The organism is Roseburia sp. AF15-21 (assembly GCF_003479505.1).
GTDB lineage: Bacteria > Bacillota > Clostridia > Lachnospirales > Lachnospiraceae > Roseburia_C > Roseburia_C amylophila.
On record NZ_QUHG01000011.1, the window covers coordinates 16680 to 35218 of the forward strand.

Sequence of the window (18539 nt, forward strand, 5' to 3'; positions counted from 1 at the left end):
CAAGATAAAACAGTTAAATGATATAAACTGGATAGAAATCGGGTATAAAGAAGGAGATACGTTTTCCGTTTATGGTAAAGAGTATGCTATTGACAGCAGTGGGCATATCAATGTTTCGGCAGAAGATGAATTTACATCAACGGAAATTAAATATCCAAGTCGTTCAATATAAAAGAAATTATTTTAAGTTTCAATAACAGGGAGGTAGGATTATGGCAATTACAGGTATCAATAACAGCAGTTGCACATCGTATTATGCTTCAAATTACAAGAATACTGTTAAAAAAACAGATAGTGAAAAGGATAGTACAAATACAAAAGACGGCAACGTGACAACAAGTACAGTTGAATTAAAAACATCACGTCCCGGTGTGACAAAAACAGAGCAGATTAAGACGGGGTATAGCAATGTAAATGATTATTCAAAATACTTGCAAGGAAAATACCATTATATGAATACGGGAATGACTTCAATGCAAGAGGTTCCGACAACAGTATCCGTTTCAAGTGCATTTTTACAGAAGTGTATGAATGATCCGGAAAAAGCAAAGTATCTGGAGGAAAACTTAGCAGCCATTCCAGATTGTGCAAAAAGTGCGGTGAATGGATGTTTGGGCACTTTGACAAATCTGAGTTATAAGGTTGATGAAAACGGAAATATTTCGGTGGCAATATCTGGTACAAATGATCCAGATGGGAAAATAGCGAAAGAGAATGCTGAACGAAAAGTAAAAGAGAACAGAGAAAAAGAGGAAAAGGTAAAAGAAAAAAGAGCTGCTAAAAAAGCAGAGGAAGAAAAAGCTGCAAAGCAACGTGCAGAAAAATCGGCAGAAAAAAAAGAAACGGGTGATTATACCTTATCCATAACTGGTAATGATGTAAAAAGTATGACACAGAGCCTTGTAGCAGAATCTGTGAGTATTTCTGCACCTGATAGATCAAGTTTTGATATTAAGGCATAAGAGGGTTCGGTAAAAGGAAAATATCAAATCAATGCATTAGTTGGAAGTGCTTGTTTCCTATTATGGCATATCCAAGCTAACGATAGCAAAAATGGCTGGTGTTGAGGAAAATGATATTAACAGGCTTTTAGCCAATCCACCAGAAAAGATTGAAATCGAAGTAAAGTATAAAATTGCTGTGACGGTTATGGAACTGCGATTTTGGCTAAAAGATTGTGAATCACCGATATAATCGGGATTTGTGAGTAGAGGGCACTTATGAAAAATAAAAGTATCAATCAAGTTTCCATAATAAATGGTGAAGATGGTCCCACAAGTGTTTTTATATTTGGAGAAGCTCAAAAGCAATCTCTAAAGATTAGAATCCGAAATGCTATCTATCAATCCAGACGAAAAAGGATAGAAAAGAGAATAGCGGCCAACCCGCATACCCTTGCGGAAGTGGTGCAATACGCAAAGGATCATTATGATTTAGTGGAAATCAATCCTGCCGCAACAAATTGGATAGAACGACAGAAAAATCTAAAAGCTAGTTTGATTATACAGCATAAACCAGAACTTTTGGGCCAAAGGAAGGATATTCCAAAACCAGATTTTCATAATGAAGAATCTGTTAAAAATTTTTTGAATGAAATGGAAATTAGAAATAAATTGATTGACCAAATGCCTGATAATGTAATTCCCATGGATTTTCATTTATATGAAATAAAAATTGGTGAGGATTTAATGGAAATAGAGGTAGATTATACCTGGAATATATTTGGAATATCTTACTCTGGAAATAAGTCGGTCATAAAAAGGTTTAAGAAAATAGCTAGAGATTTATATTGTTATTATGGTGTCAGTGAGGAGGATATAAAGAACCGGACAAAAAGATATTCTTCACTGGTAACGGAATTGAGTTCATAAATAAGCAGTTAATTTAGCAACAACTTGTTGCAGATTCTAAAGTTATCTTGCATAATTAAAATATAAAAGATGTATATAAGGTCGGAACAGAGACCTTAAACCTGTTCCAGTGGTCGGGATGGAGACCGAAAACCTATTCCCATTGCGGAATAAACTGCAAATACAGTGATCGCGTTGCAGAAACCTGTGAGGCCTGCGACCGGGGGAGAACCTGCGGGGACTCCTCTTTTTTATATTATGGAGATGGTGTATATGCAGAAGATGCTTGATTTTATAACATAGAAGAGAGTACGTGTAATGCGGAGTAAATAATGGTCAACCCATTTCGTACAGTTGAATAATGAAAGGGGATGTGCTACTATTGTATAGAGATGTTGATCACGGCAGCTTATTTAACGGATAAACTAGGGGGAGCTTTATATGGCCACACAAAAGCAACAAGGTATTAAAAAGCAACTGACGAAAGGATTTGTGAAAGTAGCAATAATCGGTGCGATTGCGGCAGTTATTGGAATCGTAGTACTACTGATCGCAGCGATACAGTATGAAAAGGCATTGAGCCGATACGGATTTACACAGGGAGATATCGGTAAAGCGGTCGCGGCATTTTCGGAGAGCCGGAGCGCATTACGTGCAGTAGTAGGCTATGATGACAAAGCAGTGATAGACAAGCAGATCGAACTGCATGACCAGAAAAAGGAAGCGTTTGAGGCTTACATAGATGAATTGAACCGCTCAATCAAATTCACCGAAGGCAGGGATGCCTATAATAAAATATTGCAGGAACTGGACGGGTACTGGGAATTGGATGCACAGGTATTGGAACTGGCTACTTCCGATGACGAGGACGGATATCTGAAGGCGCAGGATCTGGATATCGGAGAGCTGACCGCACAGTACGAACGGATATACGCGGAGTTTGTAGACTTGATGAATCTGTGCGTCGAAAAAGGAGATCAGGCGGAGGTAGATCTGCGTCATATGGAGCGTTTTATGCTGATCGCGATTCTGGTTATCGTAGTGACCTCTTTCTGGAGTTCTGTGGTATTAGGCAAGAAAATGGCAGGAAATATCGAAGAACCGATGATAGCGCTGGCAGATCGACTTCAGACTTTTGCACAGGGAGATCTGAATAGTGCATTCCCGGACAGAAACACGGAAGATGAGATATCCTATATGATACAGGTCGCAAAAGGCATGGCTGCTGACCTGAATCTGATTATTACGGATGCAGGAGAATTGTTGGGACAGATGGCGGAGGGTAATTATGCCATCGGTACTAAGATCGAAGAGAAATATGTAGGACAGTTTGTGGCACTGAAAGATGCCATGCGTAAGATGAACCGACAGATGAACAGTACCTTACAGCAGGTAGAAGAGGCCGCTAAGCAGGTATCTGCCGGATCGGAGAATCTTGCACAATCTGCCCAGGCGTTGGCAGAAGGAGCAACAGAGCAGGCAGGATCTGTGGAAGAACTGACGGCAACCATTACGAATATCACAGATGCCGTGTCACGTACAGCCGGCGAACTGCAGAGGACGACGGAAAAGGCTGAGAATTATGCACAGCAGGCGGATGCAGGGCATACGCAGATGAGGTCATTGATGGAGGAAATGGAGCGAATCAATGAAACATCTAAAAAGATACAGAATATTATTGCTGACATTGAAGATATTGCGAGTCAGACGAACCTGTTGTCTCTGAATGCGGCAATTGAGGCGGCCAGAGCAGGAGAAGCCGGACGGGGATTTGCAGTGGTGGCAGAACAGATCCGTAAACTGGCCGAACAGAGTGCACAGTCGGCAGTAGATACCAGAAGCCTGATCGAGGGATCGCTGCAGGAGATCGAGAATGGCAACCAGGCAGTGGAGGTAGCAGCGGAATCTCTGGAGCAGATCGTTACGGGAGTCAAGGAGATTGCGACAGATGCAAAACGATTGAGTGAAGAGTCTGCTGCGCAGGCACAGGCGATGCAACAGGCAGAACTTGGTGTGAATCAGATATCGGAAGTAGTGCAGTCGAACTCTGCGGGAGCAGAGGAATCGTCTGCTACCAGTGAGGAATTATCCGCACAGGCATATACATTAAACGATCTGGTAGGAAAGTTTACACTACGTCGGGATTAATTGCTAATTAAAAAATGAAATAAATACCGGTCTTAATAATTCGTAAATAGTGGAGAATTAAGATCGGTATTTTTTATAACATAAAACTTTCATTATAACTGAAATTTTCATTTCCGTATTATCTATTAGAATTGTAATGGTAGATATAGGAGGTTATATAAAAAATGTAATGAAGAAGAATCTGATAAATAAGTTTGCACCATTTCATGCATATGAAGGAACAGAAGATATTGATTTTGCTAAAGAATTGCATATAGTATCTGATAATATATTCATAAGATATAAAGGTAATGCATTTACTAATTCTGGACTTGATATATTGCTGAAAAAACACAATATTGAATATGTTGAAGTTGTGGCTGTAGATGGTGGGGCTTGCGTTGCACTGACAGCATTAGGTGCTATAAAAAATGGATATAAAGTAATCGTGAATGAAGCTGCAATCGGAACAATGTATAAGAAAAACAAGAATAAGTACTTTAAAAAGTTGCATGAAGCAGGTGCAGAATTTGTATAGAACAATTTTTGTTGACAGAATTGAAAAATCGGAATTTGGAAAGGGGTGCACTGCCATGCTGAGAAGAGACCGTTTCAAGTTTTGTGTAAACGTTAAAAACTGATATAAGATTTGTGAATAGTTACAAATGGGCAGAGCCGCTTTTTCAGGTTCTGCCCATATCTGCATTATACAGAAGTTTTTAGGCATGTCAATAAGACCTGCCTAAAACAAGCTGTTTTTTACAGGTTTCGTCCGGTCAGACGTTCTTCAAAATAGATTTCCAGTTGGGAATGAATCTGTCCCCAGTCCTGCCGGTGACCTGTCCATTTTTTCGTGATGTCCATAGTTGCCAGATACAGCATTTTCAAAAGGCTGTCATCAGACGGGAAAACCGTTTTGCTTTTGGTCACTTTCCGAAGCTGACGGTTGAATCCTTCAATGGCATTTGTGGTATAAATCAGGCGTCTTACTGCCTCCGGATACTTGAAATAAGTGGACAGGGTTGTCCAGTTATCATGCCAGGATTTATAGATTTTCGGGTACTTGGACTCCCATTTATCTTTGAACAACTCTAATTCATTTAAAGCTGTTTCTTCTGTTGGAGCCGCATATACAAGCTTCAGATCATCCATCAGTTTTTTGATGTCTTTGTATGAAACAAACTTTGTTGAATTACGGATTTGATGGATAATACACTGCTGGATTTCTGTTTTTGGGTAAACAGCCTCGATTGCCTGTGGAAATCCATTCAAACCATCAACGCATGCAATCAGGATATCCTCAACTCCCCGGTTTTTTAATCCATTCATGATAGAAAGCCAGAACTTCGCACTTTCGTTTTCTCCAACATACATTCCAAGGACGTTCTTTTTTCCATTCATATCGATACCAAGAGCAATGTAAACCGCACGTTTTACAATACGTCCTTCACTGCGGACGTGATAGTGGATGGCATCCATAAATACTACAGCATACACTTCTTCCAGAGGGCGTTCCTGCCATTCTTTTACAATAGGCAGGATTTTGTCTGTGATTCTGCTGATTGTGCTGTCTGAAATATCAATATCATACAGTTCACGCATATGAGACTCGATATCTCCAGTCGTCATTCCTTTGGCATACATGGAAAGTATTTTTTCCTCCATGTCCTGGGTTACTGTATTCTGATACTTTCTAATCAACTGAGGCTCATAGTCACCATTGCGATCTCTTGGGATAGCTATATCCATGTCTCCATAGCTGGTGTGCATGGTTTTGTTAGAATGTCCATTTCTATTGTTGTCTGTTTCTTTGTTTCGGTAGTCATACTTGGAATATCCTAATTCCTCATCCAGTTCTTCATCCAAAGCACCTTCCAAAAGAACAGACATCATGTCACGCATGATGCTGTTCACATCCGTACCATCTTTGATGCTGATATCATTATTTTTCAAATAATCACGCATCATTTCTCTCATTGCTGCTTTTTGTGGACTGTCTTTTCTTCTTGCCATAAAAATAACCTCCAAACTGAGTAATTTTATCTTACATCAGTTTGGAGGTTTACACAAACTTTGGGATACTCCCGCTGAGAAAGTTGAATTGTTTTTTAAACATCGTTATTGGTTCATCCATAGGAGTTTTCATTGGGACCGGAATTTATAAGTTCTGGCACTTTAAAACTTATCCAAATTTATATGTCATACAGTCTGCACCGTGCTACACAGCGCTACTGTTGCATGGTGCTGTGATGGCTGTTGTGGTGGTCGTATGTATTATCCTAAAGCTGATTATTTGGAAAAAGTTAAAGCCCTAACTTCTTGTTTGAAAAATTGAGAAAACGTAATATTGAACAAAAAAGAAATGCACAGTTCTTAACTTATCGTGAACTGTGCATTTTGTAAATAAATACTTTTAATTAGCTAATTACGGCATCCTCTGCTGTAAAATGTTCCAGAGAATTTTCTTTTACCTGAATACAGATATAAGTAATTCTGGAAATATCGGATGCAAAAAACTGGCGCTTTGCAGCAGGTGCGATTTTTAGCCAGTCTCCGGTTGAAAGGATGATTTCTTCTCCATCAATTATGGCTTTGCCGTTACCTGAAAGATTTCCATAGATTTCTTCATTTTCTTTATGAGAATGAACAAATCAGAAGCCAGTAGAGTTGCCTGTTGGGTGTATGTGCAGAAATATGTGAAGCACAAAACCCTAAACGAAATGCTGCAAGAATTGCCAGACGTAGGTCAATTCATCCTAGCTATGGATACCTGGTTTGAAAAACTGATGGAGAAATAATCTAGGAAAATAGTTTAAAGTTTACATGTTATAATCATGTATGAAGTTGGAACAAAATAAAAGAATTGTGCTATACTATTGTTCAAGAAAAAAACTCATTGACATATTTCAATCTATTTAGGAGGATAAACGATCATGTGTACAGCAGCAACTTATAAAACAAAAGATTTTTACTTTGGACGAACCCTTGATTATGAATGCTCTTATGGTGATCAGATAGTAATTATGCGTTTAATTTTCTCCATGTTGGCGATATGAAAAATCATTATGCAATTATTGGAATGGCTCATGTCAGCGAGCAATTCTTCCTCACGCTTTGTACGTGTAGCTTTTACAAAGGTAAATGCAATTTCAGGTGAATCAGAGGAAGAAAGCGTTAGCCAATTCTTCCACATTCTCGGATCTGTGGATCAGCAACGAGGATGTTGCGAAGTAGCGGATGGAAAATATGAAATCACATTGTATACGTCGTGTTGTAATGTTACAAAAGGTATTTATTATTATAATACTTATGAAAACCATCAGATCAGTGCAGTAGATATGCATGTAGAAAATCTGGATAGTGATAAAATGATTTGTTATCCAGTAATTCAAGGAGAAAGAATCAACTATCAAAATAAATAATGTTTTGAAATCAGGGATGAGGTAGAAAGGAAAGTTCCATGACAAAAGATGAAGTAAAAAAACTTAGGATGGCCAGTCCGGAATCACTACAGTTTTTAAATAATGCTACAAAATTTTATAATTTAATGATGATGTATCGTTGTGCTATTCGGGAGATACAAACTAAACTTGAGGTTTTGGATGATGAATTTTCAGTTGAGAACAATCGAAATCCTATTTCTTTTATAAAAACAAGAATTAAGAAGCCCAATAGTATTTACGATAAACTGCAGAAGATGGGATATGAATTTACAACAGAAAATATACAGACATATCTCAATGATGTAGCAGGTGTTCGAATAGTTTGTGCGTTTATTGACGATATTTATATGATATCAGATTTGATTACCCAACAGGATGATATTAAAGTTATTGAAATAAAAGATTATATAAAAAATCCAAAATCGAATGGTTATCGAAGCTATCATATGATTGTTGAAATACCAGTATTTTTTGCTAAGGGTAAAACACCTATGCGTGTAGAATTACAGATTCGAACCAATGGTATGGATTTCTGGGCAACATTGGAACATCAACTTCGCTATAAAAAAGGAATTGAAGAAATGCCTGGCTATGATGAGATAAGTGAAGAATTACTTCATTCTGCAAGAGCTATCATTGAAGCAGATAATGAAATGCAGAGAATAAAAGACAAAATTGGTATGTTCCACGAAATTTAGGGAGAAAACTGAGCAAGTAGGAAGGAGAAATATATATGAAACAAGATACTTTAGAGGGCAAAGCAAAAACAAAAAATGGGGTAAAACGGCTGTGTTTTTCCATAATCTGCATTCTTCTGGAAGTGATTTTTATTATTACTATCGTAACACGCTTGAATGAATATGCAGAAATCATAAATTTATTTACAAGGATTTTGAGTGGGATCTTGGTTTTGGGATTGTACGCATCAAATAAGACATCCTCTATGAAAATGCCTTGGGTCATCTTAATTCTAATTTTCCCAGTTATGGGTGTAGGCCTGTATTTGTTGATTGGTTTGAATGGTGGCACACATAAAATGCGTGAGCGATATGCAGAAATTGATAGCAAATTGTTACCAATGCTTCCGGACAGTCAGGAGTGTTTGAGCAGAATAAAAGAAACAATTCCGAAAGCAGGAAATATAGCAAGTTACATACAAAGAAATTCGCAGTATCCAATCTATCAGAATACGGATATTGTGTATTTTGATGAAGCAGTGAAAGGATTAGAGGCACAGCTTAAGGATTTGGAGAAAGCACAGAAGTTTATCTTTATGGAATATCATGCGATAGAAGACGCTGAAGCATGGCATAAGATTCAAGATGTTCTGGAAGAGCGAGTAAAAGCAGGTGTGGAAGTTAGAGTATTCTACGATGATATGGGTTCTATAGGCTTTATTAACACAGATTTTGTGAAAAAGATGGAGGCAATAGGAATTCATTGCCGTGTATTCAATCCGTTTATGCCAGGTTTAAATCTGTTTTTGAACAATCGTGATCATAGAAAAATAACAGTTATTGATGGAAAAGTCGGATTTACAGGTGGATATAATCTAGCAAACGAATATTTTAATTACACACACCCGTATGGACAGTGGAAAGATACAGGTATTCGTTTAGAAGGAGATGCTGTTCAGTCGCTTACGGTGACATTTTTGGAAATGTGGAATGCAGTAAGTGATAAGGATGCTAATGATTCTGATTTTAGTAAATACCTTTTCCAATATGATTATGCGGCACAGCAAACTGGGTTTGTTCAACCTTATGCAGACAGCCCTATGGATAATGAGCAAGTAGGAGAAGAAGTTTATATCAGTATGATAAATAAAGCTGAAAAATATTGTTGGTTTATGACTCCATATCTAATCATAACAGATGAAATGACGCATGCGTTATGCTTGGCTGCTAAGCGAGGGGTAGACGTAAGAATTATCACACCTGGTATCCCTGATAAAAAATTCATTTATAATATAACTCGTTCTTTTTATCATGGATTAGTTAAACATGGTGTTCGTGTTTATGAGTGGACTCCTGGTTTCTGTCATGCAAAAATGAGTGTGGCAGATGACTGTATGGCAACTTGTGGAACAATTAATCTGGATTATCGAAGTTTATATCACCATTTTGAAAACGGCTGTTTTATGGTAGATTGTCAGGCAGTTGTGGAAATAAAAAATGATCTGATAAGAACGATGGGAGAATGTCGTGATGTGACAGACCAATATCAAACCGGACGAAGTGCATATTTGCGACTGGGACAATTATTTATGAGATTATTTGCTGGATTGCTATAAGAATCTGATGAAACGACCTTTCAAAAAACAGTTGATTTAGAAGTTAACTGTTTTTGAAAGGTCGTTTTTGTTATATCTAACAGTCTGTTGTACAAAGAAGATTTTGCATGGATGAAAAAAACAAACCTTGTTGAGGTTAAATTGAGATTGACTTTGTATTGTATAAGTATGAAAAAAAGGAATCAGGTGATGTACAATGAAAAAGCATAAAATATGTAAAATCCTTCTTGTTATACTGGCAATTTTTTTATGTGTGGCTTTTTATGAATTGCTCGGAATCTGCGTTGCATATAAAAAGCAGCCGGAAGTGTCCAATACAACCAAAAAAGAAACAAAAAATGGGTCATGGAACGAATGCAGTGAAAATACAGAACGGGCAGTAATCATAGAAAAGAATCCAGAAGCGCTTTTACAAAGAGTGCGTTTGATCAAGAATGCAAAAAAGGAAATTATTCTTTCTACTTTTGCATTTCAATCCGATGAAAGTGGAAAATTGATTTTAGGAGCACTGCATGATGCGGCAGACAGAGGTGTACATATTCGTCTGTTAGTAGATGGAATGGAGAGCTGGATTGATATGGAAGGAAATCCGTATTTCTATGGATTATCTTCCCATGAGAATGTTGAAATTAAACTATATAATAAGGCCAATCCGTTGAAACCGTGGAAAATGATGGGTAGAATGCATGATAAATATTTGATTGCAGATGGAAAGAGATATATTCTTGGGGGAAGAAATACATACAATTATTTCCTGGGTGATTTTCCGGGACATAAGAACTATGACAGAGACGTGTTAGTGGTTTGCGATGAACCTGAGAAAGAAAATTCAGTTAACCAGTTGTCAGAGTATTTTGAAACCATATGGAATCAGGAAGACAGTGGTTATTTTCATGACAATAAAAAACTGGCAAATAGAAAATCTGTAAAGAACGCAGTTTTAGAGCTGCAGAACGGCTATCAGAAATATTTTGAAGAGAATAAGGAAAGAATCTGCGATACCGATTACACGGACGAAACTTTTGAGACAGAAAAGATTACATTAGTGTCAAATCCTATTCACACAGGTTCCAAAGAACCAGTAGTGTGGTATCAGTTGGGAGAATTGATGAAAAATGCAAAAAATCGTGTGAAGATCCACACTCCATATATTATCTGCAATGATATGATGTATAATACATGGGAGGAGATTGCAGAGAACGTTTCAGATTTTTCTATCATGACAAATTCAGTTGCGAATAATGGGAATCCATTTGGGGCTGCTGATTATGCGAGAAACAGAAACAGAATTTTAAATACAGGAATTGATATCTGGGAGTATGAAGGCGGCTATTCATACCACGGAAAAAGTATTCTGATTGACGATGATCTGTCTGTAATCGGTTCCTTTAATATGGACATGAGAAGTACATATCTGGATACGGAACTGATGCTTGTAATACGCAGTAAAGATATTAATAAACAGTTGGAAGAGGGCATGATGGAATATGAAAAAGTGTCCCGCCAGATATTAGAAGGCGGAACTTATAATGATCCATATCATGTAGAGCCAATCGAATTAACAAAGAAACGTCAGAGAAAAATATTTTTAGTACAGCATCTGCTTGGATGGGCAAGGTATCTGTTTTAATAAGGAGGAAGGAAAACGTGTTTCAAATATTGATTGTAGAAGATGATAAAGAATTAAGCCAGCTATTCCAAAAAGTGCTTGAGAAGAATGGATATCAAGTCAAAAGTGCATCGGATGGAGCACAGGCATTAGAAATATTGGATAAGGAATATGTTGATCTGATCATTTCTGATATTATGATGCCGGTTATGGATGGTTATGAACTGGTGTCAGAACTTCGTTCAGCAGGATATCAGATACCGGTACTTATGATCACTGCGAAAGGTTCCTTTGATGATATGCGCCAGGGATTTCTTTCGGGAAGTGACGATTATATGGTAAAACCGGTAAATGTGAATGAAATGGTTTTAAGAGTCGGAGCACTGCTTCGCCGTGCACAGATACTGAATGAACACAAAATTGTGATCGGTTCAACAGAGTTTGATTATGATGCAATGACGGTTACAACTGATAAGGAAAGTCTTGTTTTGCCTAAAAAAGAATTCCTGCTTTTATATAAGCTTGCAGCTTCGCCAGGCAGAACATTTACAAAACAACAGTTGATGGATGAAGTATGGGGATACGAGACGGAGGCAGACCCACATACGATAGAGGTACATATAGGAAGAATCAGAGAGCGTTTTAAGGATAACCCGGATTTTGAAATCGTGACAATGCGTGGAATTGGATACAAGGTGGTGAAAAAATAATGGAACAAAAGAAAGAAAAAGGATTGCGGATCCGATCCTGTCTGACTGGTGCAATCTGGCTGGCACTTGTATTTTCAACAGTCATATCTGCTTTATTATTTGCTTTTTTGAATCATTTTTTTAATCTGCCGGGCAGCATACCTGTGCTTGGCTGGCTTTTGATTTTCAATACATTGATTGCAGGGCTGATCACTTCCTTTATCAATGCAAAGTTACTGGAACCGATTACCAGACTTAGTAAAGCAATGAAGGAAGTTTCTCGGGGAGATTTTGAACAGCATTTGGAAACGAACAGCCGTATAGCAGAAGTTGGAGAATCTTATCAAAGTTTTAACGTTATGACAAAAGAACTTCGTGCAACAGAGATGCTGCAGATGGATTTTGTATCTAATGTTTCTCATGAGTTTAAGACCCCGATTAATGCCATTGAAGGATATACAATGCTGCTTCAGGGAGAAGAACTGTCTTCGGATCAAGAGGAATATGTAGAAAAAATCTTATTTAACACCCAAAGACTTTCCGGATTGGTTGGTAATATTTTGCTGTTATCCAAGTTAGAGAATCAGAATATACCAATGAAAAAAACAGAATATCGTCTGGATGAACAGATCCGCCAGGCATTTCTTTCATTGGAAACAAAATGGACAGAAAAAGAAATTGGTTTTCAGGTAGAATTGGAGGAAGTTAAATATACTGGGAATGAAGGACTTTTTATGCATATCTGGATAAATCTTTTGGATAATGCGATTAAGTTCAGCCCTTCAAAGGGGACAATTACGATGTTTCTGAAACAAGAACAGGATTCTGTTAAGTTCATTCTGGAAGATGAAGGACCAGGAATAGAGGATGATGTAAAATCCAGAATATTTGATAAATTTTATCAGGCAGACGGTTCTCACAAAGCAGAAGGAAATGGTCTCGGCCTTGCACTTGTGAAACGGATCGTAGATAGTGCTGGCGGGACAATCAAGGCAGAAAACCGGGAATATGGTGGATGCAGATTTGTTGTAGAGCTTCCAATACAGAAAGATGAGGCCATATAAGTTTAAGAAAAACAGATAGAGGAGGAATTACATGACATTTTATCAGGAGTTGCAGTTAAATCAGGCAGGTTCTAAAAACCTGTTGAAAAAGAGTGAAACACGAAAAGAAAAATTATATCATATGTGGGTATATCTGGTGAAGATAGCTGTTACAATGGCATTTTGTTTTTTATTTGTTAGTATTTTCAGCATCCTATTTGGAAATGAGAACAGCATTGTAGGTGTAGTAGTCTTATTATGTCTCATGGTGTTTAGAAATGCGGATCTGGGGATCCATACCGGACAATCTACGATGCTTTTGGCTTTGTTCTTTGTAATTATGGCTGTATGTCCGCATTTAGCAAATCAGTTTTCACCGGTATTGGGAATGCTGTTAAATATTGCGGCACTGGCTGTGTTGATTCTGTTCGGATGCCATAATCCATTCATGTTTAATCAATCTACATTGGTTCTTGGGTATCTGCTGCTATATGGTTATGATGTTACAGGAAAAAGCTATCAGATGCGATTAGTCGGAATGGCTTTAGGTGCAGCACTTACCTGCTTCGTATTTTATCGAAATCATAAAAACAGAACTTATAAAAGAAATCTGAAAGATCTGATACAAGAATTTGATATCACTTCTTCCAGAACAAAATGGCAGATATGTCAGATTTTATGCGTACCGATTGTCCTTTGCATTGCAGAACTTTGTAATATGCCACGTGCAATGTGGGCTGGTATTGCGGCCATGTCCGCGATTTTGCCGTTTATGGAAGATATGCACTACAGAGTCCGTAAAAGGATTGTCGGAAATATTGCAGGTGTTATATGTTTTACAGTATTATATTTTCTGCTTCCTTCGTCAATCTATGCATATATAGGAATTCTTGGTGGAATCGGTGTAGGATTTTCAGCACAATATGGCTGGCAGGCAGTATTTAACACATTTGGTGCTTTAGCCATTGCTACAGAGAGTTATGGACTAAAAGGAGCAGTTAGTCTTAGAGTGATTCAAAATGTTTTTGGTGTTGTGTTTGCTTTAGCATTTTGTGTTATATTTTATTGGTTTATGTCTAAAAAAAAGGAAAGTGATGTGACCGTACATGCAGAGTGAAGTGAATCAGGAAGAAAATTTGAATAGAATTATTACGGTTCCTAATCTTCTTTCTTTTTTTCGGCTTTGTCTGATTCCGGTAATTATATGGAGTTATTGTGTAAAGAAAAATCCTCTGTTAGCTGGTGAAATCTTATTGCTGTCTGGTCTTACGGATCTTGCTGATGGATATATCGCAAGAAGATTCCATAGGATTAGTAATTTAGGAAAAATACTTGATCCGGTGGCTGATAAGCTGACACAGGCAGCGATGTTAATCTGTCTGTTTACTCGTTTTCCGCATATGCTTCTTTTAATCGTAATAATGGCAGGTAAGGAGCTGTATATGGTAGTCAGTGGATGTCTTGTGATACGAAAGACAGGAAAAGTACATGGTGCAGACTGGCATGGAAAGATAGTAACCTTTTTATTATATGGAACTGCAGCGGTGCATATTATATGGTTCCAAATTACACCGATGGTATCAGATCTGTTGATTGGTTTGTGCGCTATAATGATGGTCATATCGGTCGCTCTGTATATTATCCAGAATACCAGGACTCTTAAGGGAGAGACTGTATAAGCAATTTTATATTGCAATGACTAGAAAAATATTTAGGAGAAGATAGATATAAACAGTAAGTCAAACACACAAACTATGGAGTCTTTAGTCGGTTTAATAAAATTTTAGATAGAAAATAAATCATTCAATGTCATTTAGATAAGGTTTTTTATGACAAAAAGACAGATTGCTTATCTGCCTTATAATGCAGTATAATGGTAGTCAGACAGTTTTGGATATAAGAGATGATCTGGGAGCAACAATGAATGAATGCAGGGAAGTGACCGAAAAGTACCGCACAGGACGGAGTGCATATTTACGGCTCGGACAGTTGTTTATGAGATTGTTTGCAGGACTATTATAGCAGAAAGAAGAGGGGTTCGATATGTGTACAGCAGCAACTTACAAAACAAAAGATTTTTATATGGGCAGAACGCTTGATTATGAATTTTCCTATGGGGAACAGATTACGATAACGCCAAGAAATTACGAATTTGATTTCCGGTTTGCCGGGAAGATAAAAAGCCATTATGCTTTGATCGGAATGGCATTTGTTGCAGGAGGTTATCCGCTTTATTATGATGCTGTTAATGAAAAAGGCCTTGGAATGGCAGGTCTTAATTTTGTTGGCAATGCGGCATATGAAGAGGCTTTGCCGGGAGATGAAACAGAAGTCAGTCAGGTGGCACAGTTCGAGTTCATCCCATGGATCCTTGTACAGTGTGCTACTGTAGAAGAGGTGAGAGAGAAGCTGGCAGCAATGAGACTGACAGGCACAGCATTCAGCGAACAGCTGCCGACAGCACAGCTTCACTGGATTATTGCAGACAAAGACTCCTGTATCGTTGTTGAGTCTATGAAGGATGGGCTGCATGTATATGATAATCCGGTAGGAGTGCTTACCAATAATCCACCATTCCCCGGTCAGATGTTTGCACTGAATAATTATGCCGGTGTATCCAGAAAACAGCCGGAGAGTACTTTTGCAGAAGTATTACAGCTTGATGCATATAGCAGAGGAATGGGTGGAATGGGAATACCTGGAGATCTTTCCAGCCAGTCAAGATTTGTGAAAGTTGCCTTTACAAAATTAAATTCGATCTCCGGTGAAGAAGAGGATGAGAGTGTAAGCCAGTTCTTCCATATCTTAGGATCCGTAGATCAGCAACGTGGATGCTGTGAGGTGACAGAAGGCAAATATGAGATCACGATATACACGTCCTGTTGTAATACAGCAAAAGGTATTTATTATTATACGACTTATGATAATCATCAGATCACAGCGGTTGACATGCATGCCGAAAATCTGGATTCAGATCAGCTGATCTGTTATCCGCTTCTGTCCAAGGGCGAAGTCAGATGGCAGAATAAATAATACGAAAATGCACGGAGAAAGCATAACGCAGAACAACAGGAGGAAAGACCATGAAAGAAGTTAAAACACCGAAAAAACCACTGGCATATTATTATGGGATTGTGTTAATAGTGCTGATCGTATTTAATCTGGTTGTCACACCAATCCTTATGGAGCATCAGGTAAAGGAAACGGATTATGGAACTTTTATGAGCATGATCGAGAAGAAGAATATCGGTGAAGTAGAAGTTAAGGACAATCAGATCATCTTTACAGATAAAGATCAAAAAAATATTTATAAAACAGGTCTGATGAACGATCCGAACCTGACGGACAGGCTATATGAATGTGGAGCAGTATTCGCAAAAGATATCGATAAGCAGATGTCACCGATCATCAGCTTCCTGCTGACCGGGTTTTTGCCATTGATCCTTTTTATCGCACTGGGAAATTATATGGCGAAGAAACTGATGGAGCATGCCGGAGGAAAAAATTCGATGGCTTTTGGAATGGGAAAAAGCAATGCGAAGATTTATGTGCAATCCAGTGAGGGAATCCGTTTTTCAGATGTTGCAGGAGAAGATGAGGCGAAAGAAAACCTTTCAGAGATCGTTGATTATCTTCACAATCCGAAGAAGTATACCGATGTAGGTGCGTCTATGCCAAAAGGTGTCCTTCTTGTAGGACCTCCGGGAACCGGCAAAACAATGCTTGCAAAAGCAGTTGCAGGTGAATCAAATGTACCATTTTTCTCAATGTCCGGATCAGAATTCGTTGAGATGTTTGTCGGTATGGGAGCTTCCAAAGTTCGAGATCTTTTCGGACAGGCAAAGGAAAAGGCACCATGTATCGTGTTTATTGATGAAATTGATGCCATTGGTAAAAAGCGTGACGGACAAATGGGCGGAAATGATGAGAGGGAGCAGACCTTAAACCAGCTTCTTACAGAGATGGACGGATTTGAAGGAAATAATGGTGTCATCATTCTTGCTGCAACGAACCGTCCGGAGTCGTTAGATCCGGCACTTACACGTCCGGGACGTTTTGACAGGCGTGTGCCGGTTGAACTGCCGGATCTTGCAGGCCGTGAAGCAATTTTAAAGGTTCATGCAAAGAAGATAAAAGCATCTGATGATGTTGACCTGCATACGATTGCACGTATGGCATCCGGTGCATCCGGTGCGGAGCTTGCCAATATTATAAATGAAGCAGCATTACGTGCTGTCCGTAGTGGAAGGACCGTTGTAAATGAATCTGATCTCGAAGAAAGTATAGAAGTGGTTATTGCAGGATATCAGAAGAAGAATGCGGTTCTTTCAGATCAGGAGAAGAAGGTTGTTGCATATCATGAGATAGGACACGCTCTGGTAGCTGCATTGCAGAGTCATTCAGCACCGGTCCAGAAGATTACGATCATCCCGCGTACCTCAGGTGCACTCGGCTACACTATGCAGGTTGAGCAGGGTGATAAATATCTGATGACGAAAAAAGAACTTGAGAATAAGATTGCTACATTTACAGGCGGACGTGCGGCAGAGGAGATCGTATTTGGTGAGATCACGACCGGAGCCTCCAATGATATCGAACAGGCAACAAAAATTGCAAGAGCGATGATCACCCGCTACGGCATGACAGATGAATTCGACATGGTGGCAATGGAAACCGTGACCAACCAGTATCTTGGCGACGATACGTCTCTTTCCTGTTCTGCAGATACCCAGAAGGAAATTGATGAAAAAGTCGTGCAGCTCGTAAAAGCAGAGCATGAAAAAGCAAGAAAAATCCTTGCTGAAAACAGGGAAAAACTGGACGAACTGGCTATGTACCTGTATGAGAAGGAAACAATTACAGGTGACGAATTTATGAATATTTTAGATAGAAAATAATGTAGTTAATTAGATAACCAATTCCACCCAAGAAAGATATTATATAATGCATATGATATTTGGTATCAAAAAGGAAACAGAGAACCTTTATCATGTATGCAGAGCCTTTTATCTCATCTGCTTTAGCTTTAGCTGCTTTCACAATAGCAAGTTCAGGATCATCCTTTTTAGGACGACCCTTGCCACATGGATTATCTTTTTTGATCTGCTTATATTCGCTGTAGGCATCATGCCAGATATCTTTTCTGACTTCATCGAGAGCTGTCATAGCCCACTCGACTACGTGAAAGGAATCAACACAACGGGCGCAGTCAGGAGTGTATTCATTTACACACTCTGTGACCCTTTTTGTAACTGGTTTCGTCAATGCCGATATTAACCAGACCATCAAGTCTTCTTGAGCGCTCCGGTTCTAAATCGTGAAGAGCACGATTGACACAGCGGCCTACAGTTTCCCAGCCCCCTCCAAGTGGTTGGTTTGCTGGAATGTTTGTCATAAGCAGGACATGATTTGTGACAGAAAGGGCAGTCATTCTCATGCCATTTATTAGGTCTGGCTTTGATACGGATGTGTTTCACGCCATCCT

The 18539-nt window shown here is 38.6% G+C and carries 16 protein-coding genes and 2 pseudogenes; 15 read left to right on the forward strand and 3 right to left on the reverse strand.

What is annotated here, in order from left to right; translation table 11 throughout:
* Positions 1 to 212: 212 nt before the first annotated feature.
* The 5 genes from DWW33_RS13155 to DWW33_RS13175 all read left to right on the forward strand — a co-directional run bounded on the left by DWW33_RS13155 (position 213) and on the right by DWW33_RS13175 (position 4515).
* Entirely contained in the window at positions 213 to 962 is a 750-nt protein-coding gene (locus tag DWW33_RS13155; RefSeq protein ID WP_118639680.1) for a hypothetical protein, read from the forward strand.
* Positions 963 to 1008: 46 nt separating this feature from the next.
* Positions 1009 to 1194 (forward strand): HTH domain-containing protein, encoded by a 186-nt coding sequence (locus DWW33_RS15855; protein ID WP_306755716.1) that lies wholly within the window; start codon positions 1009 to 1011, stop codon positions 1192 to 1194.
* A 26-nt stretch (positions 1195 to 1220) separates the two neighbouring features.
* Positions 1221 to 1871 (forward strand): hypothetical protein, encoded by a 651-nt coding sequence (locus tag DWW33_RS13165; RefSeq protein ID WP_118639681.1) that lies wholly within the window; start codon positions 1221 to 1223, stop codon positions 1869 to 1871.
* Positions 1872 to 2291: 420 nt separating this feature from the next.
* Positions 2292 to 3998: a methyl-accepting chemotaxis protein gene (locus DWW33_RS13170; RefSeq protein ID WP_117699365.1), complete on the forward strand. Its 1707-nt coding sequence runs from the start codon at positions 2292 to 2294 to the stop codon at positions 3996 to 3998.
* Positions 3999 to 4134: 136 nt separating this feature from the next.
* Positions 4135 to 4515 (forward strand): cysteine hydrolase family protein, encoded by a 381-nt coding sequence (locus tag DWW33_RS13175; RefSeq protein ID WP_118639682.1) that lies wholly within the window; start codon positions 4135 to 4137, stop codon positions 4513 to 4515.
* A gap of 221 nt (positions 4516 to 4736) precedes the next feature.
* On the opposite strand, the gene DWW33_RS13180 is transcribed toward DWW33_RS13175, so the two are convergent.
* Together DWW33_RS13180 and DWW33_RS16285 are read right to left on the reverse strand one after the other, a co-directional pair.
* Positions 4737 to 5954: an IS256 family transposase gene (locus tag DWW33_RS13180; RefSeq protein ID WP_199650789.1), complete on the reverse strand. Its 1218-nt coding sequence runs from the start codon at positions 5952 to 5954 to the stop codon at positions 4737 to 4739.
* Positions 5955 to 6394: 440 nt separating this feature from the next.
* Positions 6395 to 6628: pseudogene (locus tag DWW33_RS16285) on the reverse strand (cupin domain-containing protein); the annotation flags it as partial.
* Between the two features lie 447 nt (positions 6629 to 7075).
* Here DWW33_RS16285 and DWW33_RS13195 point away from each other — a divergent pair.
* From DWW33_RS13195 to ftsH, 10 genes and pseudogenes are all read left to right on the forward strand, one after another.
* Positions 7076 to 7399: pseudogene (locus DWW33_RS13195) on the forward strand (linear amide C-N hydrolase); the annotation flags it as partial.
* 38 nt (positions 7400 to 7437) lie between these two features.
* Complete coding sequence (locus DWW33_RS13200) at positions 7438 to 8118, forward strand: GTP pyrophosphokinase (RefSeq protein ID WP_117699024.1); 681 nt, start codon at positions 7438 to 7440, stop codon at positions 8116 to 8118.
* Positions 8119 to 8153: 35 nt separating this feature from the next.
* Positions 8154 to 9713, forward strand: coding sequence for a cardiolipin synthase (gene cls / locus DWW33_RS13205; RefSeq protein ID WP_118173527.1), 1560 nt, complete (start codon positions 8154 to 8156; stop codon positions 9711 to 9713).
* Positions 9714 to 9909: 196 nt separating this feature from the next.
* Positions 9910 to 11343, forward strand: coding sequence for a phospholipase D family protein (locus tag DWW33_RS13210; protein WP_117699026.1), 1434 nt, complete (start codon positions 9910 to 9912; stop codon positions 11341 to 11343).
* On the forward strand, positions 11322 to 12032 hold the full coding sequence (locus DWW33_RS13215) for a response regulator transcription factor (RefSeq protein ID WP_118173525.1): 711 nt from the start codon (positions 11322 to 11324) through the stop codon (positions 12030 to 12032). The genes DWW33_RS13210 and DWW33_RS13215 overlap by 22 nt, the downstream gene beginning before the upstream one ends.
* Positions 12032 to 13075 (forward strand): HAMP domain-containing sensor histidine kinase, encoded by a 1044-nt coding sequence (locus DWW33_RS13220; protein WP_118177429.1) that lies wholly within the window; start codon positions 12032 to 12034, stop codon positions 13073 to 13075. The genes DWW33_RS13215 and DWW33_RS13220 overlap by 1 nt, the downstream gene beginning before the upstream one ends.
* A 31-nt stretch (positions 13076 to 13106) precedes the next feature.
* On the forward strand, positions 13107 to 14171 hold the full coding sequence (locus tag DWW33_RS13225; RefSeq protein ID WP_118639684.1) for an FUSC family protein: 1065 nt from the start codon (positions 13107 to 13109) through the stop codon (positions 14169 to 14171).
* Positions 14161 to 14733 carry a CDP-alcohol phosphatidyltransferase family protein gene (locus tag DWW33_RS13230; protein WP_006858451.1) on the forward strand — a complete coding sequence of 191 codons (573 nt, stop codon included), beginning with the start codon at positions 14161 to 14163 and terminating at the stop codon, positions 14731 to 14733. The genes DWW33_RS13225 and DWW33_RS13230 overlap by 11 nt, the downstream gene beginning before the upstream one ends.
* 364 nt (positions 14734 to 15097) lie before the next feature.
* Positions 15098 to 16087 (forward strand): choloylglycine hydrolase, encoded by a 990-nt coding sequence (bsh, locus tag DWW33_RS13235; protein WP_117947895.1) that lies wholly within the window; start codon positions 15098 to 15100, stop codon positions 16085 to 16087.
* Between the two features lie 50 nt (positions 16088 to 16137).
* Entirely contained in the window at positions 16138 to 17952 is a 1815-nt protein-coding gene (gene ftsH / locus DWW33_RS13240) for an ATP-dependent zinc metalloprotease FtsH (RefSeq protein ID WP_118639685.1), read from the forward strand.
* Here the strand turns inward: ftsH and DWW33_RS13245 are convergent.
* Positions 17927 to 18340 (reverse strand): transposase, encoded by a 414-nt coding sequence (locus DWW33_RS13245; RefSeq protein WP_118177426.1) that lies wholly within the window; start codon positions 18338 to 18340, stop codon positions 17927 to 17929. The genes ftsH and DWW33_RS13245 overlap by 26 nt on opposite strands.
* Between the last annotated feature and the right edge of the window lie 199 nt (positions 18341 to 18539).

Coding starts and splice junctions, on each gene's coding strand:
- DWW33_RS13245 (WP_118177426.1), bottom strand. CDS start 18,340: ATGGTCTGGTTAATATCGGCATTGACGAAACCAGTTACAAAAAGGGTC.
- DWW33_RS13200 (WP_117699024.1), top strand. CDS start 7,438: ATGACAAAAGATGAAGTAAAAAAACTTAGGATGGCCAGTCCGGAATCA.
- DWW33_RS13155 (WP_118639680.1), top strand. CDS start 213: ATGGCAATTACAGGTATCAATAACAGCAGTTGCACATCGTATTATGCT.
- DWW33_RS13210 (WP_117699026.1), top strand. CDS start 9,910: ATGAAAAAGCATAAAATATGTAAAATCCTTCTTGTTATACTGGCAATT.
- ftsH (WP_118639685.1), top strand. CDS start 16,138: ATGAAAGAAGTTAAAACACCGAAAAAACCACTGGCATATTATTATGGG.
- DWW33_RS13165 (WP_118639681.1), top strand. CDS start 1,221: ATGAAAAATAAAAGTATCAATCAAGTTTCCATAATAAATGGTGAAGAT.
- bsh (WP_117947895.1), top strand. CDS start 15,098: ATGTGTACAGCAGCAACTTACAAAACAAAAGATTTTTATATGGGCAGA.
- DWW33_RS13215 (WP_118173525.1), top strand. CDS start 11,322: ATGGGCAAGGTATCTGTTTTAATAAGGAGGAAGGAAAACGTGTTTCAA.
- DWW33_RS13175 (WP_118639682.1), top strand. CDS start 4,135: ATGGTAGATATAGGAGGTTATATAAAAAATGTAATGAAGAAGAATCTG.
- DWW33_RS13170 (WP_117699365.1), top strand. CDS start 2,292: ATGGCCACACAAAAGCAACAAGGTATTAAAAAGCAACTGACGAAAGGA.
- cls (WP_118173527.1), top strand. CDS start 8,154: ATGAAACAAGATACTTTAGAGGGCAAAGCAAAAACAAAAAATGGGGTA.
- DWW33_RS13220 (WP_118177429.1), top strand. CDS start 12,032: ATGGAACAAAAGAAAGAAAAAGGATTGCGGATCCGATCCTGTCTGACT.
- DWW33_RS13230 (WP_006858451.1), top strand. CDS start 14,161: ATGCAGAGTGAAGTGAATCAGGAAGAAAATTTGAATAGAATTATTACG.
- DWW33_RS13225 (WP_118639684.1), top strand. CDS start 13,107: ATGACATTTTATCAGGAGTTGCAGTTAAATCAGGCAGGTTCTAAAAAC.
- DWW33_RS13180 (WP_199650789.1), bottom strand. CDS start 5,954: ATGAGAGAAATGATGCGTGATTATTTGAAAAATAATGATATCAGCATC.